This window comes from Amycolatopsis anabasis (genome assembly GCF_009765355.1).
In the GTDB taxonomy this organism is placed as follows: Bacteria; Actinomycetota; Actinomycetes; order Mycobacteriales; family Pseudonocardiaceae; genus Amycolatopsis; species Amycolatopsis anabasis.
The window spans coordinates 35,992-57,688 of sequence record NZ_VTHK01000049.1 but is presented as its reverse complement, the minus strand read 5'-3'; the positions used below and the strand labels follow the sequence as shown (position 1 = coordinate 57,688).

General features: G+C 71.1%; 27 protein-coding genes. 8 read left to right on the top strand and 19 right to left on the bottom strand.

The window, feature by feature from the left end; genetic code table 11:
* Positions 1-237 precede the first annotated feature (237 nt).
* On the top strand, positions 238-726 hold the full coding sequence (bldD, locus tag FXO23_RS39860; protein ID WP_003096372.1) for a transcriptional regulator BldD: 489 nt from the start codon (positions 238-240) through the stop codon (positions 724-726).
* 107 nt (positions 727-833) lie between these two features.
* On the opposite strand, the gene nusB is transcribed toward bldD, so the two are convergent.
* The 3 genes from nusB to FXO23_RS39845 are packed head-to-tail and all read right to left on the bottom strand — an operon-like array spanning position 834 to position 2,988.
* Complete coding sequence (nusB, locus tag FXO23_RS39855; RefSeq protein WP_158892175.1) at positions 834-1,286, bottom strand: transcription antitermination factor NusB; 453 nt, start codon at positions 1,284-1,286, stop codon at positions 834-836.
* Positions 1,287-1,291: 5 nt separating this feature from the next.
* Complete coding sequence (efp, locus tag FXO23_RS39850; RefSeq protein ID WP_158892173.1) at positions 1,292-1,855, bottom strand: elongation factor P; 564 nt, start codon at positions 1,853-1,855, stop codon at positions 1,292-1,294.
* A gap of 35 nt (positions 1,856-1,890) precedes the next feature.
* The gene (locus tag FXO23_RS39845; RefSeq protein ID WP_158892171.1) at positions 1,891-2,988 is read right to left on the bottom strand and encodes a M24 family metallopeptidase; all 1,098 of its coding nucleotides are present in this window, start codon (positions 2,986-2,988) and stop codon (positions 1,891-1,893) included.
* Positions 2,989-3,054: 66 nt separating this feature from the next.
* Here FXO23_RS39845 and FXO23_RS39840 point away from each other — a divergent pair, with 66 nt between their 5' ends.
* A complete protein-coding gene (locus tag FXO23_RS39840; protein WP_179957011.1) occupies positions 3,055-3,492 on the top strand; it encodes a B-4DMT family transporter in 438 nt (145 codons plus the stop codon).
* Here FXO23_RS39840 and FXO23_RS39835 read toward each other — a convergent pair.
* The 10 genes from FXO23_RS39835 to FXO23_RS39790 all read right to left on the bottom strand — a co-directional run bounded on the left by FXO23_RS39835 (position 3,462) and on the right by FXO23_RS39790 (position 11,580).
* Positions 3,462-4,982 (bottom strand): beta-xylosidase, encoded by a 1,521-nt coding sequence (locus FXO23_RS39835; protein WP_158892169.1) that lies wholly within the window; start codon positions 4,980-4,982, stop codon positions 3,462-3,464. The genes FXO23_RS39840 and FXO23_RS39835 overlap by 31 nt on opposite strands.
* 62 nt (positions 4,983-5,044) lie before the next feature.
* Positions 5,045-5,980: a GNAT family N-acetyltransferase gene (locus FXO23_RS39830; RefSeq protein WP_158892167.1), complete on the bottom strand. Its 936-nt coding sequence runs from the start codon at positions 5,978-5,980 to the stop codon at positions 5,045-5,047.
* Between the two features lie 21 nt (positions 5,981-6,001).
* Positions 6,002-6,433, bottom strand: a complete 432-nt coding sequence (aroQ, locus tag FXO23_RS39825) for a type II 3-dehydroquinate dehydratase (protein ID WP_158892165.1) — start codon at positions 6,431-6,433, stop codon at positions 6,002-6,004.
* On the bottom strand, positions 6,430-7,539 hold the full coding sequence (gene aroB / locus FXO23_RS39820; RefSeq protein WP_158892163.1) for a 3-dehydroquinate synthase: 1,110 nt from the start codon (positions 7,537-7,539) through the stop codon (positions 6,430-6,432). Before aroB ends, aroQ begins: the two co-directional genes overlap by 4 nt.
* An 8-nt stretch (positions 7,540-7,547) precedes the next feature.
* Positions 7,548-8,069: a shikimate kinase gene (locus tag FXO23_RS39815; RefSeq protein WP_179957010.1), complete on the bottom strand. Its 522-nt coding sequence runs from the start codon at positions 8,067-8,069 to the stop codon at positions 7,548-7,550.
* Positions 8,066-9,253 (bottom strand): chorismate synthase, encoded by a 1,188-nt coding sequence (gene aroC / locus FXO23_RS39810; RefSeq protein WP_158892161.1) that lies wholly within the window; start codon positions 9,251-9,253, stop codon positions 8,066-8,068. Before aroC ends, FXO23_RS39815 begins: the two co-directional genes overlap by 4 nt.
* Positions 9,254-9,283: 30 nt before the next feature.
* On the bottom strand, positions 9,284-9,997 hold the full coding sequence (locus tag FXO23_RS39805) for a prepilin peptidase (RefSeq protein WP_246258300.1): 714 nt from the start codon (positions 9,995-9,997) through the stop codon (positions 9,284-9,286).
* A 46-nt stretch (positions 9,998-10,043) separates the two neighbouring features.
* The gene (locus FXO23_RS39800) at positions 10,044-10,697 is read right to left on the bottom strand and encodes an anti-sigma factor family protein (RefSeq protein WP_158892158.1); all 654 of its coding nucleotides are present in this window, start codon (positions 10,695-10,697) and stop codon (positions 10,044-10,046) included.
* Entirely contained in the window at positions 10,694-11,179 is a 486-nt protein-coding gene (locus FXO23_RS39795) for a sigma-70 family RNA polymerase sigma factor (protein WP_246258302.1), read from the bottom strand. The genes FXO23_RS39800 and FXO23_RS39795 overlap by 4 nt, the downstream gene beginning before the upstream one ends.
* A 23-nt stretch (positions 11,180-11,202) precedes the next feature.
* Positions 11,203-11,580, bottom strand: coding sequence for a hypothetical protein (locus FXO23_RS39790; RefSeq protein WP_158892154.1), 378 nt, complete (start codon positions 11,578-11,580; stop codon positions 11,203-11,205).
* Positions 11,581-11,698: 118 nt separating this feature from the next.
* On the opposite strand from FXO23_RS39790, the gene FXO23_RS39785 reads away from it, so the two are divergent.
* Positions 11,699-12,157, top strand: a complete 459-nt coding sequence (locus FXO23_RS39785) for a Rieske (2Fe-2S) protein (RefSeq protein WP_158892152.1) — start codon at positions 11,699-11,701, stop codon at positions 12,155-12,157.
* 45 nt (positions 12,158-12,202) lie between these two features.
* Here FXO23_RS39785 and FXO23_RS39780 read toward each other — a convergent pair whose 3' ends face one another.
* Together FXO23_RS39780 and FXO23_RS39775 are read right to left on the bottom strand one after the other, a co-directional pair.
* Positions 12,203-12,658 carry a PTS sugar transporter subunit IIA gene (locus tag FXO23_RS39780; RefSeq protein WP_158892150.1) on the bottom strand — a complete coding sequence of 152 codons (456 nt, stop codon included), beginning with the start codon at positions 12,656-12,658 and terminating at the stop codon, positions 12,203-12,205.
* Positions 12,655-12,891: a PTS sugar transporter subunit IIB gene (locus tag FXO23_RS39775; protein ID WP_158892148.1), complete on the bottom strand. Its 237-nt coding sequence runs from the start codon at positions 12,889-12,891 to the stop codon at positions 12,655-12,657. The genes FXO23_RS39780 and FXO23_RS39775 overlap by 4 nt, the downstream gene beginning before the upstream one ends.
* Before the next feature lie 226 nt (positions 12,892-13,117).
* Between FXO23_RS39775 and FXO23_RS39770 the strand changes: the two genes are divergently transcribed.
* From FXO23_RS39770 to FXO23_RS39750, 5 genes are all read left to right on the top strand, one after another.
* A complete protein-coding gene (locus tag FXO23_RS39770; protein WP_158892146.1) occupies positions 13,118-13,906 on the top strand; it encodes a GntR family transcriptional regulator in 789 nt (262 codons plus the stop codon).
* On the top strand, positions 13,903-15,135 hold the full coding sequence (locus FXO23_RS39765) for a PTS transporter subunit EIIC (protein WP_158892144.1): 1,233 nt from the start codon (positions 13,903-13,905) through the stop codon (positions 15,133-15,135). Before FXO23_RS39770 ends, FXO23_RS39765 begins: the two co-directional genes overlap by 4 nt.
* Before the next feature lie 29 nt (positions 15,136-15,164).
* Positions 15,165-15,431 (top strand): HPr family phosphocarrier protein, encoded by a 267-nt coding sequence (locus FXO23_RS39760; protein ID WP_158892142.1) that lies wholly within the window; start codon positions 15,165-15,167, stop codon positions 15,429-15,431.
* A 65-nt stretch (positions 15,432-15,496) separates the two neighbouring features.
* Entirely contained in the window at positions 15,497-16,312 is an 816-nt protein-coding gene (locus FXO23_RS39755; protein WP_158892140.1) for a serine hydrolase domain-containing protein, read from the top strand.
* Positions 16,309-17,835 (top strand): alpha/beta hydrolase, encoded by a 1,527-nt coding sequence (locus tag FXO23_RS39750; protein ID WP_246258299.1) that lies wholly within the window; start codon positions 16,309-16,311, stop codon positions 17,833-17,835. Before FXO23_RS39755 ends, FXO23_RS39750 begins: the two co-directional genes overlap by 4 nt.
* 4 nt (positions 17,836-17,839) lie before the next feature.
* Here the strand turns inward: FXO23_RS39750 and FXO23_RS39745 are convergent, their stop codons facing one another.
* The 4 genes from FXO23_RS39745 to FXO23_RS39730 form a co-directional block, all read right to left on the bottom strand.
* Positions 17,840-18,787 carry a D-2-hydroxyacid dehydrogenase family protein gene (locus tag FXO23_RS39745; protein WP_158892138.1) on the bottom strand — a complete coding sequence of 316 codons (948 nt, stop codon included), beginning with the start codon at positions 18,785-18,787 and terminating at the stop codon, positions 17,840-17,842.
* A gap of 10 nt (positions 18,788-18,797) precedes the next feature.
* Positions 18,798-19,994, bottom strand: a complete 1,197-nt coding sequence (locus FXO23_RS39740; protein WP_158892136.1) for an endonuclease/exonuclease/phosphatase family protein — start codon at positions 19,992-19,994, stop codon at positions 18,798-18,800.
* Positions 19,995-20,271: 277 nt separating this feature from the next.
* Positions 20,272-21,033, bottom strand: coding sequence for a DUF4253 domain-containing protein (locus FXO23_RS39735; RefSeq protein ID WP_158892134.1), 762 nt, complete (start codon positions 21,031-21,033; stop codon positions 20,272-20,274).
* Positions 21,034-21,097: 64 nt separating this feature from the next.
* Positions 21,098-21,688, bottom strand: coding sequence for a GrpB family protein (locus FXO23_RS39730; protein WP_158892132.1), 591 nt, complete (start codon positions 21,686-21,688; stop codon positions 21,098-21,100).
* Between the last annotated feature and the right edge of the window lie 9 nt (positions 21,689-21,697).

The following is a 21,697-nucleotide window of genomic DNA, read 5'->3' as shown; positions in this document are numbered from 1 at the left end:
CTCTCTGGACGGGTCCTTAAAGGACGTCGACCTCCTGCTTGACGAGGAAATCCATCCGAGATTAGCAGGAGCGTCCGCTCAGCCTTACGGGTGGTGTCCCACCGCCGGTCAAGCCCTGGTTCAATGATCTGCTTGACCTGGTGACGACAGTGAGTAATCATTACTCTGAGTATTCGACTCACGGAGTTCTCGGCGGCCATCCCGGTCAGCCGGGGCGAGGAAACGGAGAACCACCAGATGGGCGATTACGCCAAGGCGCTCGGGGCGAAGCTCCGCGGTATCCGCCAGCAGCAGGGCCTTTCCCTGCACGGGGTCGAGCAGAAATCCGGCGGACGCTGGAAGGCTGTCGTCGTCGGTTCGTACGAGCGCGGCGACCGAGCCGTAACCGTCCAGAAGCTGGCCGAGCTTGCCGATTTCTACGGCGTGCCGGTGGTCGAACTGCTGCCGGAGGGCCGGGTGCCTTCGGGCGCCGAACCGGCCACCAAGATCGTGATCAACCTGGAGCGGTTGCAGCAGCTCCCCGCGGAGAAGGTGGGCCCGCTCGCCCGCTACGCGGCGACCATCCAGAGCCAGCGCGGGGACTACAACGGCAAGGTGCTCTCGATTCGCACCGAGGACCTGCGTTCGCTGGCGATCATCTACGACATGACGCCCGGGGAACTGACCGAGCAGCTGATCGACTGGGGTGTGCTGCCGCCGGAAGCCCGTCCGTCCAAAGAAGACTGAGCACGACCCGGGGCGCCGGACGGCGCTCAAGGGAGCCTCGGCCCTTACGAGTGCGGCGTAAACCGAGCTCCCTTGAGCCCATCGGGTCCGGCGTTACCACAACCTGACTAGAGCACGGCGCGAAGACGGTCGGCGATGTTCCCGATCCGCCCGAGCACGCCGTTGACGAAACGCGGCGAGTCGTCCGTGGACAGCTCCTTCGCCAGGCCGACCGCCTCGTCGATCGCGACCGGATCGGGCACGTCCGCCGCCCACAGCAGCTCGTAGACGCCCACCCGCAGCACCGCGAGATCCACCGGGGGCATGCGGTCCAGCGTCCAGCCCTGCGAATGTTCGGCGAGCACCTCGTCGATGCGGTCGCGATGCGCGGTCACGCCCTCGACCAGCGAGATCGTGTAGTCGCTGATCGGATCGACCTCGACCGCGCCGACCCGTTCGGCCAGCAGCGTCACCGCGTCGGCCGAGCGCTGGGCGGCTTCGTAGAGCATCTCCACCGCGCGCTTGCGCGACGCGCGGCGGCCGATCGGGCCGCCGCGCTTCGGCGTATCTCCTCGCGCCACGGAACTCAACTGGAGACGCGGCCGAGGTACCGGCCGTCCCGGGTGTCGACCTTGACCTTCTCGCCGGTGGTCAGGAACAGCGGGACCTGGATCTCCGCGCCGGTCTCCAGCGTCGCCGGCTTGGTGCCGCCGGTGGACCGGTCGCCCTGCAGGCCCGGGTCGGTGTGCTGCACGACCAGCTCGACCGAGGTCGGCAGCTCCACGTACAGCGGGGTGCCCTCGTGCACCGCGACCTGGACCTCGGTGTTCTCCAGCAGGTAGTTCGCGCCGTCGCCGACGGTCTCCTTGGCCACGTTGATCTGGTCGTAGGTGTCGGCGTCCATGAACACGTAGTCCTGGCCGTCGTTGTACAGGTAGGTCATGGTGCGGCGGTCCACGGTGGCCGTGTCGACCTTGGTGCCGGCGTTGAAGGTCTTGTCCACCACCTTGCCGGAGAGCACGTGCTTGAGCGTGGTGCGCACGAACGCGCCGCCCTTACCCGGCTTGACGTGCTGAAAGTTCACGACGGACCAGAGCTGGCCGTCGAGGTTGAGCACCATGCCGTTCTTCAGGTCATTGGTGGTGGCCACGTGAGTGAGTTCTCCTGTTTCCGACGGGTCGTGCTTCAGACGACCACGAGTTCCTTACTGCTCAGGGTGAGGAGTTCGGGATCTCCGTCCCGCACGACCAGCGTGTCCTCGATGCGCACGCCACCCCGGCCGGCGAGGTACACGCCTGGCTCGACGGTGACCGCCATACCGGCGGACAGTGTACCGACGCCGGTCGTGGACAGGCTCGGTGCCTCGTGCACGTCCAGGCCCACGCCGTGTCCGAGCCCGTGCGAGAACTCCGATCCGTGGCCCGCTTCTTCGATCACCGTGCGCGCCGCGGCGTCCACCGCGGTCACGTCGGCGCCCGGCGCGAGCGCCGCCCGGCCCGCCGCCTGGGACCGGCGCACGAGGTCGTACAGCTCGCGCTGCCAGCCGGCGGGCTCCCCCAGCACGAGCGTGCGGGTCATATCCGAGTGGTAGCCGTCCACGACGGCCCCGAAGTCCAGCTTGACGAAGTCGCCCGCGGCGAGCACCGCGTCGGTGGGCCGGTGGTGCGGGATCGCGGAGTTCGCACCGGCCGCCACGATCGATTCGAACGACGGCCCGCTCGAACCGTGGTCGAGCATCCGGTTCTCCAGGTCGCGGGCCACCTCGCGCTCGGTCCGCCCGGCGCGCAGGCCGCCGTGCGCGATGAGGTCGGCCAGCGCCCGGTCGGCCACCGCGCACGCCTCGCGCAGCGCCGCCACCTCGGCCTCGTCCTTGACCAGCCGCAGCCGCTCGACCAGGCCGGGCGCCCGGTCGAAGGTGACGCCCTCGGCCAGGTCCTTGAGCGTCTCGTACTGCTCGACGCTCACGTGCTGGCTCTCGAACCCGGTGCGGCGGTAACGGTCCGCGTGCTCGTTCGACTTCGCCACCAGCGCGTTGGCGCTGGCCCGGTCCAGCACCCGCTCCAGATCGGGCACCTCGACCGAGGACTGGGTGGTGTACCGGCCGTCGGTGCAGAACACCGTGCCGTCCTCGCCCGCGGTGCGCACCAGCAGGGCGGCGTTGGAACCGGTGAAGCCGGTCAGGTAGCGGATGTTGACCAGATCGGTGACCAGCAACGCGTCCAGGCCGTCCTGATCGAGGAGGGCGCGCAGGGCGTTGCGGCGAGCAGCGTGGATTTCAGGCACCGGATCAGCTTAGTGTCGGCGCGGGTCGTGGCGGTCCCGCCTTGAGTATGGGGTTACCGTGGAGCAATGCCGTCCTGGTTGCTTCGCGGACTCGGCATGGCGGTACTGCATGCCGCGGCCGCCACTGCCCTGGCCAAGGTCGCCGTCTACCAGCCGACAGAGCTGACCACGATCAAGATCGTGCTGGTCGCGCTGCTCGTCGGCGTGGCCGCGCTGTGGGGCGCGCTGGACGGCTGGTTGCGGCGGGACGCCCGCGGCACCGCGTGGTTCATCGCGGCGCTGTTCGCGGGCGTGCTCTCCGGGATCCTCTCGGTGATCGGTCGCGCGATCTTCGTCGACCAGACCGGCGTGAGCGAACTGTGGCCCGCGCTGACCGGGGGCGCGGCGTTCAACGCGCTGCTGATCCTCGTCCCAGCCGGGCTCGGGCTGTTCGTCGGTGGCAGGTTGCAACCGCCCCGCCGCGATCTGGCGCCTCAGCGCCCCAGCGGCGAGCCCGCCGGGTAGGCGGCCCACTGCTCGTTGGTGACCGCTTCGACCGGTGAGTCGTTCAGCGCGGCGAGGCCGGGGACGGTCACCGGCCACAACCGGCCGTCGTCGAGCAGGAATCCCACGCCCGGGCCCGGGGCGAGCAGGGCCCGCGCCTGGGCCGGGAGCCGGGCCGCGACCAGGATCCGGTCCAGCTCCGGCAGCCTGCGGTCCAGCACGTGCTCGGCCAGCCGTTCGGCGACCGAGCGGCGGTCCACCCGCAGCAGCTTCCCGCCGGTGACCAGATCGATGGTGCGCATCGGGGACGGCATCGCGAATCCGTCCAGCACGGTCAGTGCGCGGGCCGGTTCCTCGCACGCCCGCACCCCGTGCAGGTCGATCCCGAAGCGGCGCAGGTCCGTGGGCGCGTTCGCGGAGCCGTTGACCGTGGCCCGCACCAGGTCGAGCGGCACCCGGTCGCACGGCTCGGCGGCGGGCACCGGGGCGTGGCCGTCCGGCCGCCGGGCCAGGCCCGGACCCTCCTGCCACGGCCCGGGCACCACGACCGGGCGGTAGGGGTTCGCGGTGAAATCGCGGTTCCAGAAGGTGACCGTGGTGCCGTCCTGGGTTTCGTGCGCGATGGCGAAGGCGTCCAGGGCGTCCACCCACATCAGATCGGCGCTGAACGCGTCCACCAGCGAGGTCTCCCGCGGCGTCGCGGTGCCGGGCACCGGCGCGAAACCCTTCGGGCCGAGCGCCTCGACCCCGGTGGCGAACACCGGGTCCCGGGAGCGCAGCAGGAACTGGCCGGCGCCGTTCCAGCCCGCCGCGCGGCCGGTGGTGTCGGTGAACATCAGGTAGAACCAGCCGTCGAGGAACACCGCGGCGGGCTGCCCGGCGCCGTAGAGGTTCGCGCGGTGCACGTCGTGGGCCGGGGTGACGATCGGGTCTCCGTGGTTCGCCCGGGTCCAGGTGACCCCGTCGGTGCTGGTGGCCAGGCCGATCGAGTTGCCGAGCGCGTGGTCGCCCGCGGCGCCGGTGTAGTACAGCAGGTAGGTCCCGTTGACCCGGATCACCGAGGGGTCGCAGGTGTGCGCCCCGTCGAATCCGCCCGGGTTGCCCGAAAGCACGGCCTTCGGCACGCCGCCGCCGGGCCCGGTGAACGGCCCGTCGAGGTTCGCCGACTCCGCGTAGAGGATGTCGTCACCCGGTGGGGCCGCGTCCCCGTACTGGCTGCACCACCACATCCGCATCCGGCCGCCGCCGTCGACCATGACCGTGGGCCCGTAGTTGTACGGCGCGCCCGGGCCGCCGGCCGCGACCACGCCGCCGCTCTGCCGCCCGGAGTCGACCTCGAGGGCGACATTGGCCGGTTTGGGCACATGCGGTCTGTCCCCGCCGACCCCGACATCGCGGCCCGCGCCTTCGGCCTGGGGCTGTGCGTTCCCGTCGCTGCACCCGGCGAGGGCCGCCACGGCGAGCAGGGCCACCAGCAGCGCGGCCAGCGAGCCCCGGCGCAACCTGCCCATACCGTCGGTCGCCCTCCGTACCTGTCCCAGCCGCCACCGGCACGGCACAGTGTAGAGAGTGGTTAGCTCGACTGGGTGACACCACACCCGGACGGGGCGGGCTCGGCGGCGACGAGTTCCACCTCGAATCCGTCCTCGCTGGCCAGGTAGGCGGCGTAGTGCGCGTCGCCGCCCGCGTACGGGTACCGGTCGGCGAACAGCGGGCGCCAGCCGTGCCGCTCGGCGGCCGCGGCCAGTTCGTCGACGCGGGCGCGGGTGTCCACGTGCAGGGCGAGGTGGTTGAGCCCCGGCCGGAGCCGGTCGTGCCCGGCCGCGGTCATCGCGGGCGATTGCTCGACGACGAGGTAGGTGGCGCCGAGTTTCCAGCTCACCCCGTCCGGCCAGCGCTGGTACTCGCGCCAGCCCAGCTCGCCGAGCAGCCAGCCGAAGGTGGCCTCCGCGCGCGCCAGATCGGGCACCCACAGTTCGATGTGGTGCGGCTTGCCGTGCGCACCGGGCAGCAGCACGTGCACCCGATGCGGGCCGCCGTAGTGTTCACCGCCGCCCACATCGAGAAAACCCAAGCGGTGAGCCAGTTTCAGACTGGCCACATTGGACTCGTGCACGATCGCCCAGATCGACGACAGGCCGAGTGTGGTGAAGCCGTGCTCGATCAGGGCGGTCGCGGCCTCGGTGGCCAGCCCCCGGCCGCCGTGCGCGCGGTCGAGGTTGTAGCCGATCTCGGGCAGCGCGCCGGGCAGTTCCTCGCTCGGCCGCAGGTGCCCGATCCCGACGACCGTGCCGTCGAGTTCGAACACCCAGTGCCCCATGCCCGGCAGGCATTCGGCGCGCACGCGGCGCTCGACCATCGCCCGGACCTGGTCCGGATCGGTGTAATCGGCCAGGAAGTACCGGCTCATCTCCGGATCGGCGAAGACCCGGATCGCCGCGTCGGCATCGGAGTACTCGATTCCGCGCAGCACCAGGCGCTCGGTGCGCAGGACCGGAACCTCGTTCACGCGCTTCCCCCAGTCTTCCGGTCAGCGGGCGTTGTCCCCCAGCCAGCGCAGGGCCAGGCGGTAACCGTCCACGCCGAGGCCCGCGATCACGCCGGTGGCGATCTCGGAGAGCACGCTGTGGCTGCGGAACTTCTCGCGTTTGTGCACGTTGGAGATGTGCACCTCGATCAGCGGTGCGGTCAGCTGGGCGGCGGCGTCGCGGACGGCGATCGAATAGTGCGTCCAGGCGGCGGCGTTGAGGACCACCGGGATCCCGGCGTCGGCGGCCTCGTGCAGCCAGCCGACCAGCTCGCCCTCGTGGTCGGTCTGCCGCACCTCGACCTCAAGCCCCAGTTCGGTACCGGTGTCGACGCAGATGCGGACCAGATCTTCGTAACTGGTCGAGCCGTAGACCGACGTCTCGCGCTTGCCGAGGCGGCCGAGGTTCGGACCGTTGAGCACCCAGGCCTTCACAGCAGCACACTCCCCCCGGTGCTCGGCGCGTCGGCCGCGACGGCCGAATAGGCGGCGGCCAGCAGCGCCGGATCGGGCCCCTCCAGGCGGCCCGGTTTGGCGAGCCCGTCGAGCACCACGAACCGCAGCACCCCGGATCGGGTCTTCTTGTCGCCGCGCATGGTCTCCAGGAGCTGCGGCAGCGCGTCGGCGTCGTAGGTGGTCGGCAGGCCGAGCAGGCGGAGCACCGCGGCATGCCGATCGGCGGTGGCGTCGTCCAGGCGACCGGCCAGCCGGGCCAGTTCGGCCGCGAAGACCAGGCCCACGCTGACCGCGGCCCCGTGCCGCCAGCGGTAACGCTCGCGCCGCTCGATGGCGTGCGCGAGGGTGTGACCGTAGTTGAGGATCTCGCGCAGGCTGGACTCGCGCAGATCCGCGGCGACCACGTCGGCCTTCACCTGGATCGAGCGCCGGACCAGTTCGCCCAGCACCTCGCCCTGGGTGTCCAGGGCGGCCGCGGAATCGCGCTCGACGAGGTCGAGGATGTGCGGGTCGGCGATGAACCCGGCCTTGACGACCTCGGCCATCCCGGCCACCAGTTCGTTGGGCGGCAAGGTTTCCAGCGTCGCGAGGTCCACCAGCACGGCACTGGGTTCGTGGAACACCCCGACCAGGTTCTTGCCCGCCTCGGTGTTGATGCCGGTCTTGCCACCGACCGCGGCGTCCACCATGCCGAGCAGCGTGGTCGGCACGTTGACCAGCCGCATCCCGCGCATCCAGGTGGCCGCGACGAACCCGGCCAGATCGGTCACCGCGCCACCACCGAGCCCGACGACCACGCCCTGGCGGTCGAGCCCGATCCGGCCGAGCACCTCCCAGCAGAAGCTCGCCACGGACAGCGCCTTGCCGTCCTCGGCGTCCGGGATCTCCACCCGGTGCGCGTCGAGCCCGGCCTCGGTCAGCTCGTCGCGAATGGCTTCGGCGGTGGTGGTCAGCGTCGGTGGATGGATCAACGCCACCTTCGACGCGTCGCGCACCGTCTCGGTCAGCTCGCCGAGCAGGCCGCGGCCCACGACCACGTCGTACGGCCGGCCGGTCTTCACCTGGATCCGCACGGGATCGGTCATCGTGCTCCTTATTTGGTCACCCCGGAGACACCGAGCGCCTCGGCGATGGCCGCCACGACCTCGGCCGGGGTCCGGGTGTCGGTGTCCACCTCGACGGCGGCCACCTCGCGGTAGACGGGCAGCCGCGCGTCGAGCAGTTCCTTGTAGGTGGCGCGCGGGTTCACCCCGCTCAGCAACGGGCGCGCGGTCGACAGGCCGACCCGCCGGACGCCTTCGGACATGCCCACGTTGAGGAAGACGACCGGATGCCCGGCGAGCCGCTCGCGGGTGCCCCGCGCGAGCACGGCGCCGCCACCGAGCGCGAGCACACCATCGTGCTCGGCGAGCGCCGTCGCGATCGTTTCCTCTTCCAGCGCGCGGAAAGCGGGCTCCCCGTCGGTGGTGAAGATGTCCGAAATGGACTTCCCGGCGCGCGCCACGATGTCGTCGTCGGTGTCCCGGAAGGTGACGCCGAGGCGTTCGGCGAGCAGCCGCCCGACCGTGCTCTTGCCCGAGCCCGGCGGGCCCACGATCACCGCACGCGGACTCACCAGCGCTCCTCGAGCGCCTTGAGGTAGGCGTCGGCGTTGCGTTTGCTCTCCGGGAGCGAGTCCCCGCCGAACTTCTCCAGGGCGGCGTCCGCGAGCACCAGGGCGACGACCGACTCCAGCACCACGCCCGCCCTCGGCACCGCGCACACATCGGACCGCTGGTGGATGGCCACCGCCGGCTCACCGGTTGTGACATCCACAGTGGACAGTGCCTTGGGCACGGTGGAGATCGGTTTCATCGCCACCCGGACCCGCAGCGGTTCACCGTTGGTGATGCCGCCCTCGAGCCCACCGGCGCGGTTGGACCGCCGGGTCACCCCGACCGGCCCGGTTCCGGGATCGATCTCGTCGTGCGCCTGGCTGCCCCAGCGGCGGGCCGTGGTGAAGCCGTCACCGACCTCGACGCCCTTCATGGCCTGCACGCCCATCAGCGCACCGGCCAGCCGGGCGTCCAGGCGCCGGTCCCAGTGCACGTGCGAGCCGAGCCCGGGCGGCAGCCCGTAGGCGATCACCTCGATCACGCCGCCGACCGTGTCTCCGGCCTTCCGCACCGCGTCGACCTCGGCGACCATCGCGTCGGTGCCGGCCTGCCCGAAGGCGCGCACCGGGCTGGCGTCTACCTCCGCGAGATCCTCCGGTTTGGGCAGCGGCCCCTCGGGAGCCTCCGCGCCACCGATGGACACCACGTGGCTGAGCACCTCGACCCCGAGCAGCTGCCGGAGGTAGGCCCGGGCCACCGTGCCCAGCGCCGTGCGGGACGCCGTTTCGCGGGCACTGGCCCGTTCCAGCACCGGACGCGCCTCGCCGAACCCGTACTTCTGCATCCCGGGCAGATCGGCATGGCCGGGCCGGGGCCGGGTCAGCGGCTCGTTGCGGGCGAGGTCGGCCAGTTCGGCGGGATCCACCGGATCGGCCGCCATGACCTTCTCCCACTTGGGCCACTCGGCGTTCTCGATCTGCACGGCGATCGGGCCACCCTGGGTGATCCCATGCCGGACGCCTCCGACGAACTCGACGTGATCGGTCTCGAAGCCCATCCGCGGGCTCCGGCCGAACCCGAGCCGCCGCCGAGCGAGCTGCTCGGCCACGTCGGCGGTGGTGATCTCGACTCCGGCGACCATGCCTTCCAGCACGGCGGCCAGGGCGGGACCGTGTGACTCCCCAGCGGTTATCCAGCGCAACACCCTCCGATCCTGTCACACCGGGTGTCCGGTTCAGTTGCCCATGCCCACCTCCGTCCCCGCCCCCGGGAACACCGACACCAGCCAGGTGGCCGCGAGCAGGCCCGGCCCGTGCGGCACCCCGTCCCGCCAGGTGGCGGCACGCCGCGTGACGGCCACCGCGGCCAGCAGCACGGTGCCCATCGCGGCGACGACGGCGGCCACCGGGAGCGCGGCCCAGCCCACCGCGCCGAGGACCGCACCCAGCCCGCAGGCCAGCTTCACGTCCCCGCCGCCCAACGCCGCCGGAGCCGCCAGCCGCACCAGCGCGTGCAGGCCGCCGAACACCAGGGCCGCGAGCAACGCCCGGACCGCGAGCCCCGGGCCGGGCCCCGCGACCGCCGCCGCACCGAGTGCCACCGCGAGCACCGGATAGGCGGACAGCGTCAGCACGTCCGGCAGGCGCCGGTGCCGCAGATCGGCGCAGATCAGCGGTACGGCCAGCGTGCTGACCACGAGCGGAACGGGGAACCACCAGGCGGGCCAGCCGTCGGCCAGCCGACGCCAGGCCACGACCGCCCACCCCAGCCCGGTGCCCGCGGCGCAGCACCAGGCCGGAACCGGCGCCGGGCGGCGGCACCGGCGCAGCATCCGGCACGCGAGCAGACCGGCGCCGCCGCCGCTGATCGCGCACAGGATCACGATTGCCCATTCCACGCTGTCCAGCCTGGCCACACCACCGCTGACCAGGCAAGAAAGTCGCCGCACGAACGGACCGTTCATCCCGAAAACGGCCGATTGCCACCCGTGTGGGCTACGGATTCCAGCGCAGGAGCGGCTTCCCCGCGAGCGTGCGCACCTCCAGCGCCTGGATGTCAGCGCGCGCCATCGCCGTGCCGACCGAGATGTGCGCGGTGTTCTCCGGGATCGCGCGCCAGGTGGCCAGTTCCGCGGCGCCGCCGTCCCGGCGCACCGCCACCAGCACGTACTCGTACTCGCCGCCCTGGGCGCCGCGGTAGCTGCAGGACATGTCCACCAGCGTGCCGCCGCCCGGCGCCGAGCCGAGCTGCGCGCTGGCCTGCACCGGATAGGCGCCGAGCGGGACCATCGGCGTGCCCGGGTGGTCCGCGCCACCCGGCCCGGCGAGCAGGGCCACCACCGCGGCGGCGGAGGCCGCGAGGGCGACGATTCCCGTCCCCGCCAAAGCCATCCGCTGGCGGAGGCGTGCCTTGCGGATGCGACCGAGCAGCGACGGCAGCAGATCCGGCGACGGCTCCTCGGGCGCCACCATCTCCGGGGTCACCTGGCCCAGCAGCCCGGGAAGTCCGGCCAGTTCCTGCACCGACCGGGCGCAGTCCGGGCATTCCCGGAGGTGCTGTTCGAAGGCGGCGCGGTCCTCCGGGGAGAGCGCGCCGAGGACGTACGCGGCGTCCTGATGCGCGAACGGATCCTCCACCTGCCGAGTCATTGGGTCACCCCCTTTTCTTCCAGCGCGAGCCGCAGCGCCCGCAGGGCATAATGCGTGCGCGACTTCACCGTGCCCGGCGCGACCCCCAGGCGGGCCGCCGCGTCGGCGACCGAGTAGCCCTGGAAGAAGCACAGCAGCAGCACTTCCCGGTGATTCGCGGACAGCTCTTTCAGCGCGTCGGCCACCAGCCAGCCCTGCAGGGCGCGGTCGGTGTCGTCCGGCAACGGAACCTCCGGCGGGACGTCGGTGCTCACCTCGGATCTGGTGGCCGCCGAACGCCAGCTGTCGATCGCGATGCGCCGCGCCACGGTGAACAGCCACGCCCGCGCCGACCCCTGCGACTGATCCAGCACCCGGGGATGCCGCCACGCCCGCAGCAGCGTCTCCTGCACCAGGTCCTCCGCGCGGACGCGGTCCCCGCCGGTGAGACGCAGCGCATACGACCAGAGCGCGGACGCGTGCTCGGCGTGCAGCGCGCGCATCAACTGGTCGTCGGTGGTCTCCTTCACGTGCGAGCGTCCTCCCGGCGCCGCGCGAACAGCAAGGCGATCCCGAACAGCACGCAGGCGGCCTCGGTGACCACGCCCCACACCTCGGCCTGGGTCTGGAATTCCTCCCGGACCCCGAACAGGCCGACGGTCACCGAAACGAGGTACGCGACCAGGGTCGCGGCGCCGAACCCGATCGCGCCCAGCACCGGCAGCCAGTGGTGCCACAGCAGAACGGCCAGCGCGAGCACCGCCCCGGCCACGACGTTCACCAGGAAGAGCGGACCGATCACGTCGATATCGGCGAAACCGTCGTTCAGCCACAGGTCCAGATGCACCCACGCGGAGCCCAGCAGCCCCGCGGCGATCAGCACCCGCAACACCCACGCGATCATGGCCGCTCCCCGATCCGTGTCCGGCAAACCGTACGCCCATGGACACGGGAGAGCCGGTATCCCGGTTCAATCCGGGGTGAAGTTGAACCGAATCGAGACCTGGTTCGTGTCCCTGCACATGACTGCCGAACCACACACCCGCCGCACCATCCTGACCTCCGGGGCCGCCGTCGCGGGCGCGGCCGTCGGCGCCGCCGCGCTGTCCGCCTGCGGAGGCGCCGACGACGCCAAACCGTCCACGAGCCAGCCCGCCGGTGACCAGCCCAGCTCACCCGCCGCGGCCGGGCAGCCGCTCGGGAACCTCGCGGACGTCCCCGTCGGCCAGGCCAAGGCGATCACCACGCCGGACGGCAAGGACGCGATCCTCGCGCGCCCCACCGACACCACGGTCGCCGCGTTCAGCGCGACCTGCACCCATCAGGGCTGCAAGGTCGCCCCGGCCGGCGCCGAGCTGAAATGCCCGTGCCACAACTCCGTGTTCGACGCCATGACCGGCGCGGTCAAGAAGGGGCCGGCCAAGGAGCCACTGCCCGCCCTCGCCGTGAAGGTCGAGAACGGGCAGATCGTCACGTCCTGAAAGTTCCCGGATCCCGGGGAGTGAACAGGGCCGATCCGGTGTTCGTCAGTCGTCCCAGACGAACACCGGATCGCCCGCGACCACGTCGGCCCCGGTCAGCTGCCCGGAGAGCACCTCGGGGGCCGCGTCGAGCGCGACCACCGGAACGATCGCGGAGTAACCGGCGGCCACGACGGCATCGGGATCCCATTCGATCAGCGGCTGCCCGGCCCGCACCGACTCGCCCTTGACGACGTGCAGGGTGAAGCCCTCGCCCTTCTGCTTCACCGTGTCGATGCCCAGGTGCACGAGCACCGCGCGGCCGTCCTCGGTGGCCACGACGAAGGCGTGCGGGTGCAGCGTCACCACGGTGCCGTCGACCGGCGCGACCGCGTTCTGGCGCCCGCCCGCGGGCTGCACGGCGAGCCCCGGGCCGACCATCGACTCCGCGAAGACCGGATCCGGCACCTCGCTCATCGGCACGGTCTTGCCCGGCACCGGGCTCTGCACCGTCAAACTCACAGCAGGTCCTCGATGTCGCTGGCGATGTTGTCCGCCTCCGGCCCGACGATGACCTGGACGGCCGAGCCCATCTTCACCACGCCCATCGCGCCGGCCGCCTTCAGCGCCGCCTCGTCGACCACCGAAATGTCCTCCAGCTCGCAGCGCAGCCGTGTGATGCAGCCTTCGATCTCGACCACGTTGTCCGCGCCGCCGAGCGCCGCGAGGATCTTTTCCGGCCTGTCATCCGCCATCGCGGTCTCCCTTGGTTAGAGCTTGTGCGCGTTCCGCGCCCGGCCTACTACGCCGATCGTCGTCATGCCCTCCGCCCGTGAGCACGAACTCATAACGGATGTTGACACCTGATCGGGTAGCGGAGCATTCTGCCCCATCAGCAAATGGTCTAGACCGGAACGTACCAATTATTACCACGTGGTGCGAGTACCAGGTGACCGGATCACGAAACCGGAGGTGATGGTGATGAGCTCCACCGCGCACACCTCCCACGTCGACCGGGTCGTCGAAGGACCGACGCCGAAACACGCGCAGCTGCGCGAGATCCTGCGCCGGATGGTCGAACGGGAGCTGCCACCCGGCTCCCCCATTCCGTCCGAACGGGAGCTCGCGGAGCGGTACCGCGTGTCGCGGCTGACCGTCCGATCGGCGATCGGCAAGCTGGTCGAGGAGGGGCTGCTGTCCAGGGTGCGCGGCAAGGGCACCTTCACCGCGAACCGGCGCATGGAACTGCAGATCTACCTGATGTCGTTCACCGACGACATGCGCCGTCGCGGCTTGGTCCCGAGCACCGAGGTCCTGGGCTGCACGACGGAGATCCCGCCGACGCCCTCGGCGACCGCGCTCGGGCTCGGCGAACGCCAGCCCGCGCACCGGCTGATGCGCCTGCGACGTGCCGACGGCGTGCCGCTGGCGGTGGAACGTGGCTGGTACCACCCCGGCCGGGTGCCGGGATTGCCCGATCTCGACCTCACGCAATCGCTTTACGCGCAACTGGCGCAGCAGTACGACATCCGTCTCGACCACGCCTGGCAGACCGTCTGGGCCGAATCGGCGGATCGCGAAACGGCGAGGCTGCTCGGGATCCGCCCGGGCAGCCCGCTGCTGGTCTTCCGCCGGGTCTCCCGTTGCAAGGGGGAACCGGTGGAGGACATGACGTCCTGGTACCGGGGTGATCACTACCAGGTGACCATGCAGTTGGACCGGAATACCCCGGATTTCGGCCACCCCGTCAACACTGGAGGTACCCGATGAGCTCCACCACCGCGGAGGGGGCGAAGGGGAAGGGCAAAGGACTCGCCGGACTCCAACGCTTCGGCCGCAGCCTGATGCTTCCCATCGCAGTACTCCCCGCAGCGGGCCTGCTGAGCAGGTTCGGCGCGGACGACATGCTCGGCAAGGACGGCCTCGGCTGGAACAAGGTGGCCGAGGTCCTCGCGGCGGCGGGCGGCGGCCTGTTCAACTGGCTGCCGCTGCTGTTCGCGGTGGGCATCGCGGTCGGTTTCGCCCGCAAGGGCGACGGTTCCACCGGCGTGGCCGCCGTGGTCGGCTTCGTCGTTTTCAACCAGGTCGTCCAGGTTTTCGCGCCGATCAACAAGATGGAGGGCTTCAAGGAAGGCTGGTGGCTCCAGCCGGTCAAATGGCCCTACAGCGTCCTCGGCGGCGTCATCGTCGGTCTGGTCACCGCAGTGCTGTGGCAGCGATTCCACCGCATCAAGCTGCCACCGTACTTGGCGTTCTTCGGCGGCCGCCGGTTCGTGCCGATCATCAACTCGCTCGCCCTGATCTTCCTCGGGGTGATCTTCGGGCTGATCTTCCCCGCGTTCGACCACGTCCTCCACAACCTCGGTGAGGCGGTGACCGCGAGCCCGATCGTCGGTGGCGGTGTCTACGGTTTCTTCAACCGCCTGCTCATCCCGGTCGGCCTGCACCAGTTGCTCAACGTGCCGGTGTGGTTCATCTTCGACGGCGGTGACCTGAACAACTTCGCCCAGGGCGTTCCGGGCTCGGGTTCGTTCATGACCGGGTTCTTCCCGGTCATGATGTTCGCCCTGCCCGCCGCCGCGCTGGCGATCTGGCAGACCGCGCGTCCCGCGCAGAAGAAGGTCGTCGGCGGTGTCATGCTGGCCGCCGCGTTCACCGCGTTCCTCACCGGTGTCACGGAGCCGATCGAGTTCGCGTTCATGTTCGTCGCGTGGCCGCTGTACCTCATCCACGCGGTGCTGACCGGTCTGTCGCTGGCCCTGGTCAACGCGCTGGACATCCACCTGGGCTTCAACTTCTCCGGTGGCGCGATCGACTTCTTGCTGAACATGAACGCACCGGCGGCGGAGAAGGCCTGGCTGCTCGTCCCGATCGGCCTGGTCTACGCGGTGGTCTACTACTTCCTGTTCCGGTTCGTGATCGCGAAGTGGAACCTGAAGACCCCGGGCCGCGAGGACGACGCGGTCGAGGCCGATCTCGAGGCCACCGCCGCGAAGTAGCGGTTTCGCAAGTAGGAGAAAGGAAAGCAATGCCCGAGAGACGAGTCACGGTGGCGAGCAAGGTGGGCCTGCACGCCCGCCCGGCCGCGCTGGTCGCCAAGGCGGCCGCCTCGCAACCGGTCGCGGTGAGCATCGCCAAGGACGGCCGTGACCCGGTGGCCGCCGGTAGCGTGCTCAACCTGATGACCCTCGCCGCCGGCCACGGCGACGAGGTGATCATCACCGCGGAGGGCGAGGGCGCGCAGGCCGCGGTGGACGCCATCGCGGACTTGGTGGCCAGCGACCTCGACGGCTGACCTCACCCGGGGTGGCCTTCGGCGCGTGCCGAAGGCCACCCCGGGTGCGTTTGTAAGCTGGCCGCATGGAGAGCTTGCGGTTGGTGGAACGGTGGCCGGTCGACAACGTGGCCCTCGCGGTGGTGAGTGCCGACGGGACCGTGCTCGCCGAACACGGTGATCCCCGGCGCGCGTTCCCCCTCGCGTCGGTCACCAAACCGCTCACCGCCTACGCCGCCCTCATCGCGATCGAGGAGGGCGTGGTCGAACTGGACACCCCGGCCGGGCCGGAGGGGGCGTCCATCCGCCACCTGCTCGCGCACACCTCGGGGCTGGCCTTCGACGAGCACAAGGTGGTCGCGGCACCCGGAACGCGCCGGTTGTACTCCAATTCCGGATTCGAACAGCTCGCCGACGCGCTCGCCGAGCATTCCGGCATCGCGTTCGCCGACTACCAGGCCGAAGCGCTGTTCGAACCACTGGGCATGTCCGGCACCCGGCTGAACGGCTCCCCCGCCTCGGGCGCGGTGTCCTGTGTGGCCGATCTGAGCGCGTTCGCCGCCGAACTGCAGGCGCCGAAACTGCTGGACGCGCGGACCGTGGCGGCGGCCACGAGCGTGGTGTTCCCCGGGCTGAGCGGGGTGCTGCCCGGATTCGGTCACCAGAAACCGAACGACTGGGGGCTCGGGTTCGAGATCCGCGACCACAAGAGTCCACATTGGACGGGAGCGAACAGCTCACCGGGGACGTTCGGCCACTTCGGACAGTCCGGCACGTTTCTCTGGGTGGATCCGGGCGCGCGGATGGCGTGCGTCGCGCTCACCGATCGCGCGTTCGGGCCGTGGGCCGCCGAGGTGTGGCCACCGTTCACCGACGCCGTGCTCGCCGACTTCGCCCGGTGATCCGGCGGACGCTCGCCCTGGTGCTGGCGGCCGGTCTGCTGGCGGCGTGCAGCACCCCGGACGATCCGGTCGCCGCGCCCGGGCGACCGGCGGAGCCCGCCGCTCCCCCGCTCGGCACGAACGGCGCGGCGGTGCCGGAGCTGCACTGGGCGCCGTGCCAGCAGAAGTTCCAGTGCGCCACCGCGACCGTGCCGGTGAGCTACCGCGATCCGCGCGGCCCGGCGCTGCGCCTCGCGGTGATCCGCCTGCCCGCGACCGATCCGGCGCGGCGCGCGGGGGCGGTGTTCGTCAACTTCGGCGGACCGGGCACCGACGGGGTGAGCCAGCTGCGGCATTTCGGCGAGCGGTACCCGGCCGAACTGCGCGCCCGGTTCGACCTGATCAGTTTCGACCCGCGGGGAGTCGGCGGGAGTTCGCCGATCAGCTGCCCGGGGCTCGGTGCCGGGGCCGGTCCGGGCGGTTCACCGCTGCGACCGGACCAGCGGGACGCGTTCTACGCGGCGAGCGCGGCGCCGGGCAAGGCGTGCGCCGCCGGTTCCGGGGCCCTGCTGAACCACCTGTCCACGGCGAACGTCGCCCGGGACCTGGACCTGCTGCGGCAGGCGGTCGGCGAACCGGTGTTGAACTACCTCGGCTACTCCTACGGCACCTATCTCGGCGCGACCTACGCGAACCTCTTCCCGGACAAGGTCCGCGCGATGACCCTCGACGGCACCCTCGATCTGGTCGCCAACTCGACCGGCGGCCCCGGTCAGCAGGGCCTGCCGGTGGACGTCCGGGCGAACACGGCCGGGGCACAGGCGGCCGAGCTCGACGCGTTCTTCGACGCGTGCGTGCGGGCCGGTCCCCGGTGCGCGTTCGCCGCGGGTGATCCGCGGCAGAAGTTCGCGGATCTGGTGGCTCGCCTGAGCCAGGGGTCTGCCGGGGGCACGACGTTGCCCGCGTTGCTGAAGACCGTGGACAGCGCGCTGCACCAGGCGGGCCGGTGGACCCGGCTCGGCGAGACGCTCAACGCGCTCTACGGCGCCGCGCGTCCCCAGGGCGCGGCGGCCGCCCGGCCGCCGCTGCTGGATCCGTACCTGCCCACGCATTCGACCGGGTTCCTCGCGGTGCAGTGCGTGGACAGCGACAATCCACGGGAACCGGCCGATTTCGACCGGCTCGCGCCCGCCGAAGCTCGCCGCGTGCCGTATTTCGGGCTGGCCGCGCTGTACAACATGGCCCAGTGCATCGGCTGGCCCGCGCACGACGAGGACCGGTACCTCGGACCGTGGAACCGGACGCGGCCGAACCCGGTGCTGATCGTCAACAGCCGGTTCGATCCGGCCACCCCGCTGCACAACGCCGAGGCGACCGCGCGCCAGCTCGGCAACGCGACCGTGCTGACCGTGGACGGGTTCGGGCACACCTCGTTGAACGTGCCCAGTGCGTGCGCGTCCGCGGCGATGGCGCAGTACTTCGCCACGCTCGCGGTCCCGGCCGCGGGAACCACCTGCGCGGCGGACGCGGCGCCGTTCTCGTGAGCCGCTAACCGCTGGTCATGACGCGAATCGGGGACCCGGCCCGGTAGGCGGCGATGTCCTCGACGGCGTCGCGGTAGAAGATCTCGTAGACCTCGCGGGTGACATACCCGATGTGCGGAGTGAGCACGGTGTTCGGGCAGGTGCGCAACGGATGGTCGCCCGGCAGCGGTTCGGTGTCGTACACGTCCAGCGCGGCGCAGCCGATTTCGTTGCCCCGCAAGGCTTCCAGCAGCGCGGGCTCGTCGATGATCGGACCGCGTGAGGTGTTGACCAGGATGGCGGTCGGTTTCATCGCGCCGAGTTCCTTGGCGCCGACCAGTGCCCGGGTGCGATCGCTGAGCACGAGATGGATCGACAGCACGTCGGCCTGTTCGAAAAGGTCCTCTTTGGACACCGCGGTGACGCCGTGTTCCGCGGCGCGTTCGGCGGTGAGGTGCTGGCTCCAGGCAATGGTGTGCATGCCGAACGCCTGGCCGATGCGCGCGACGCGGGCGCCGAGCGTGCCGAGGCCGAGCAGGCCCAGAGTCCTGCCGCTCAGCCCGACGCCGACGCCGGTCTGCCAGCCACCGTCGCGAACGGACCGTTCCTCGGCCGGCAGGTTGCGCGCGGCGGCGAGGATCAGCGCCCAGGTGTGTTCGGCGGTGGGCTCCGGGAGGTAGCCGGTCGCGGTGACCAGGATGCCGAGCTTCTCGGCGGCGGCCACGTCGATCGCGGCGTTGCGCCGCCCGGTGCTCACCAGCAGTTTCAGGTCGGTGAGGCGGGCGAGCAGTTCGGCGGGGAAGCGGGTGCGCTCCCGCATCGCGACCACCACCTCGAACCCGGCGAGCCGCCGGACCAGTTCGTCCTGGTCGCCGAGGTACTCGGTGAACACCTCGATCTCCGCGCCGAGCGAATCCCAGTCCGCGAGGCCGAGCGCGACGTTCTGGTAGTCATCGAGAATCGCGATCTTCATACCGGCCACGCTACGGGACCAGCACGTCCGCGTGGACCAGGTGGTGGTCGGAGGTGTCGTTGAGGCGGGCCAGGGCGGAACCGGGCAGGGGCCAGAAGACCGCGGAGTGCGACGGGATCAGGCCGCGGGACGGGAGGACGTAGTCGACGCGGAGGTTGCCGGGGGACTTGTCGCCGAAGTCCCCGGTGTCGAAGAACGGGTTGCCGCGGTGGGTGCGATTGGCGCCGCCCTGCTCCCGGCTCGCCGCGATCGCGCCGAGGCTGCCCGGATGCGGATCGATCACCCGGGGCGCGTGCAGGAGCTGGTCGATCGCACCGGGGACGCTGTCGCCGTCGACCGGATCGGAGTTGTTGTCCCCCGCCACGACGAACCGCTGCCGCGCGTCGAGCCCGCCCCGGACACCGTGGTCGTCGTAGAGGTAGTCACCCTTGCCCGGGGTCACGTAGTCGGCCCAGAACCGGATCTCGTCGTGGTTCCGGGTGCCGTTGCGGTCCTCCGGCCCGTCGAAGCTCGGCGGCGTGGGATGCGAGACCAGGAAGTGCACGGCCGAGCGGCCGATCCGGATCGGCAGGTCCCAGTGCGACTTCGAGGACAGCCGGAGTACGTCGAGGATCTGCGGTGAGTACCAGTCCCCCGGCGCGGGCGTGGCCGGATCGTCGGGCAGGAGCGCGCCGGGCATGTCCTTCCAGCGGAACCGCTGGAACGTCCGGGCGTGCGCGGTGTCGATCGGGTACTTCGACAGCACGAGCAGGCCGTACTGGCCCTCGAACGCGCCGAAGCCCTGGGCGTCGTTCCCGCCGCCGACCCGGCCGTCCCGGTCGAGGTCGAAACCGGTCGGCACGCCGGTGTTGACCGGCGCGGTGTAGGCGTACGGGTAGGTGATGGGACGCGCGCCCTGCTGGCCGTGCTCGAGGTAGTTGGCGCGGAACGCGTCGGCCGCCGCGTTGCCGGGCACGTAGTCGAACTCGTTGAGGAGCACGACGTCCGGCCGGACGCGTTGCAGCACCTCGGCCACCTTGCGCGCCTGCTCGTTGCCCGGTGTCGACAGATCGGCGAGCAGTTGCCCCGGTTCGGCCCGGTTCAGCGACGCGTTGAACGTCGCGAACCGGACGTTCCCACCACCCGGCGCGGCGGAAGCCGGTGCGCCCGCGAGGACGAGGAGCACGGCGGCGACCAGGGCGGTCAGCGAAGCCCGAGTTCGGTTCATGATCAACCCTCCCAGTTTCGGGCGCCACCCTACGCAATCATCGCCCCCGATAGGGTGAGCAGCGAATGAACGACGCGGTCACCCGGGGCCGTTGACGGCTTCCGACCGAGTCGCGGGGTCGTGAGTGATACGGCCGGTTCTAACCGGCACGACACCCCGACAGCAGGCCCCCAAAGGCAGTGCCCTACCCGGCCACCTAAGGGGGTCCGGGGGCATGCCCCCGGCGTGGGGTTTGGGGGCCGAGCCCCCAAAAGACACAGCACCCAATCGAAAGCGATCAATCCCATCGGAAGCTCCAGACCGGGTTGCCGATCAGTTCACCGGCGAAGCCGCGCAGATCCGCCGGTTGGGCGGCGAAGCTCCGCGGGCAGAACGCCCGGTGCTCGGCGGCGGCCGCGAGCGCATGCCGCAGCGTGGCCGGGGGTGCGGCCACGGCGAGCCGCAGTTCGTCGTAGCCGAGCACGACCAGCAACGCTCCGAACCGGTCCTCCCAGCTGCGCAGCACCGCGGAGACCGCCGCGACCTCGGCGGTGAAGCGCAGCGTCCCGGCCCAGCCGAGCAGGGCGGGCACATCGGCCGGGCGGGCGGCGGCGACCAGCCCCAGCCGGTAACCGCCGAGCCCGACGAACAGCGCGCCCATGTCCGCCGCCTCGGTCAGCTCGTCCCGCCGCCAGGCCGACCGGAGCGCGAGCCCGGGAAACTCGGCGCCGAACGGCCACAGGCAGTTGCCCTCGCAGCACTGCCCCGGCCACCAGGCGGCGAGGGTGGCGGCGGGATCGATCGCCGCCACCTCGCCGCCCGCCGGTGCGAGCCGCCCCCGATCGTCGATCCAGTCGTCCCCGGGCCGCGCGAACCGGCCGTCGGCCGGGATCAGCACCGGCCACAGACCGGACCGGCCGAACGCGGCGACGCACGCGCGGTAGGCCTCCGCGTCCTCCAGCGGACGATCGGACACCCAGATCCCGCAGTGCCACCGGCCGGACGGGACCGGCAGGCTGTGGACGGCGTCGCCGGTGCGGCGAAACGGTATGACGGTCATCGGTACCCCCGTGGAACTGGTGCGGATCAACTGATTCGAACACTAGTTCGAGGGTACGACAATTTCAGGCCGGGCGGGTGCGCGGACGACCGGCTCTTGCCATGATCTCGTCGACCACGTCGTTCTTGGCGTCGGCGTAGTGCTGGATGTACTTCCAGGTCCGGCTCGCCAGGTCGCGCTTGGTGTCCGCGTACAGCTTCCGGTCCTCCTCGTGCGTCCGCAGCCAGTCCCGGAAGACCAGGTAGTCGTCGATCTCCGGACATCCGGCGGAGTACACGTGCAGGTTGACGTTGGTGTCCGGCCCCTTGAACGCCCGGTGCTCGTCCCACTCCGGCTCGCGGATCACCAGGCGGTAGCCCGCGGCCTCCAGCGCGGGCACGTACGCGGACTCGTCGCCCGAATCCGGGACGACCAGCAGGATGTCGACGATCGGCTTGGCGCACAGGCCCGGCACCGAGGTGGAGCCGACGTGTTCGAGCCGCACCACGGTGTCCCCCAGGATCCGGCGGATCCGCTCGGCTTCGCGGTCGAACAACTGGGGCCACCGCGGGTCGTAGTCGACCAGCGTGACGGTGGAGTTCAGCACGGGCGGGCCGTCCACCCAAGCTTTGCGGAGGTCTTCTTCGGTGTAATGCTCGCGGTCCGGTTTGGCCACGACTGGCAC

Coding starts and splice junctions, on each gene's coding strand:
- FXO23_RS39840 (WP_179957011.1), top strand. CDS start 3,055: ATGCCGTCCTGGTTGCTTCGCGGACTCGGCATGGCGGTACTGCATGCC.
- FXO23_RS39790 (WP_158892154.1), bottom strand. CDS start 11,580: ATGATCGCGTGGGTGTTGCGGGTGCTGATCGCCGCGGGGCTGCTGGGC.
- FXO23_RS39785 (WP_158892152.1), top strand. CDS start 11,699: ATGACTGCCGAACCACACACCCGCCGCACCATCCTGACCTCCGGGGCC.
- FXO23_RS39745 (WP_158892138.1), bottom strand. CDS start 18,787: ATGAAGATCGCGATTCTCGATGACTACCAGAACGTCGCGCTCGGCCTC.
- FXO23_RS39770 (WP_158892146.1), top strand. CDS start 13,118: ATGAGCTCCACCGCGCACACCTCCCACGTCGACCGGGTCGTCGAAGGA.
- FXO23_RS39735 (WP_158892134.1), bottom strand. CDS start 21,033: ATGACCGTCATACCGTTTCGCCGCACCGGCGACGCCGTCCACAGCCTG.
- FXO23_RS39795 (WP_246258302.1), bottom strand. CDS start 11,179: ATGCGCGCGCTGCACGCCGAGCACGCGTCCGCGCTCTGGTCGTATGCG.
- FXO23_RS39835 (WP_158892169.1), bottom strand. CDS start 4,982: ATGGGCAGGTTGCGCCGGGGCTCGCTGGCCGCGCTGCTGGTGGCCCTG.
- bldD (WP_003096372.1), top strand. CDS start 238: ATGGGCGATTACGCCAAGGCGCTCGGGGCGAAGCTCCGCGGTATCCGC.
- FXO23_RS39760 (WP_158892142.1), top strand. CDS start 15,165: ATGCCCGAGAGACGAGTCACGGTGGCGAGCAAGGTGGGCCTGCACGCC.
- FXO23_RS39765 (WP_158892144.1), top strand. CDS start 13,903: ATGAGCTCCACCACCGCGGAGGGGGCGAAGGGGAAGGGCAAAGGACTC.
- FXO23_RS39740 (WP_158892136.1), bottom strand. CDS start 19,994: ATGAACCGAACTCGGGCTTCGCTGACCGCCCTGGTCGCCGCCGTGCTC.
- aroB (WP_158892163.1), bottom strand. CDS start 7,539: ATGACCGATCCCGTGCGGATCCAGGTGAAGACCGGCCGGCCGTACGAC.
- FXO23_RS39800 (WP_158892158.1), bottom strand. CDS start 10,697: ATGACTCGGCAGGTGGAGGATCCGTTCGCGCATCAGGACGCCGCGTAC.
- FXO23_RS39755 (WP_158892140.1), top strand. CDS start 15,497: ATGGAGAGCTTGCGGTTGGTGGAACGGTGGCCGGTCGACAACGTGGCC.
- FXO23_RS39775 (WP_158892148.1), bottom strand. CDS start 12,891: ATGGCGGATGACAGGCCGGAAAAGATCCTCGCGGCGCTCGGCGGCGCG.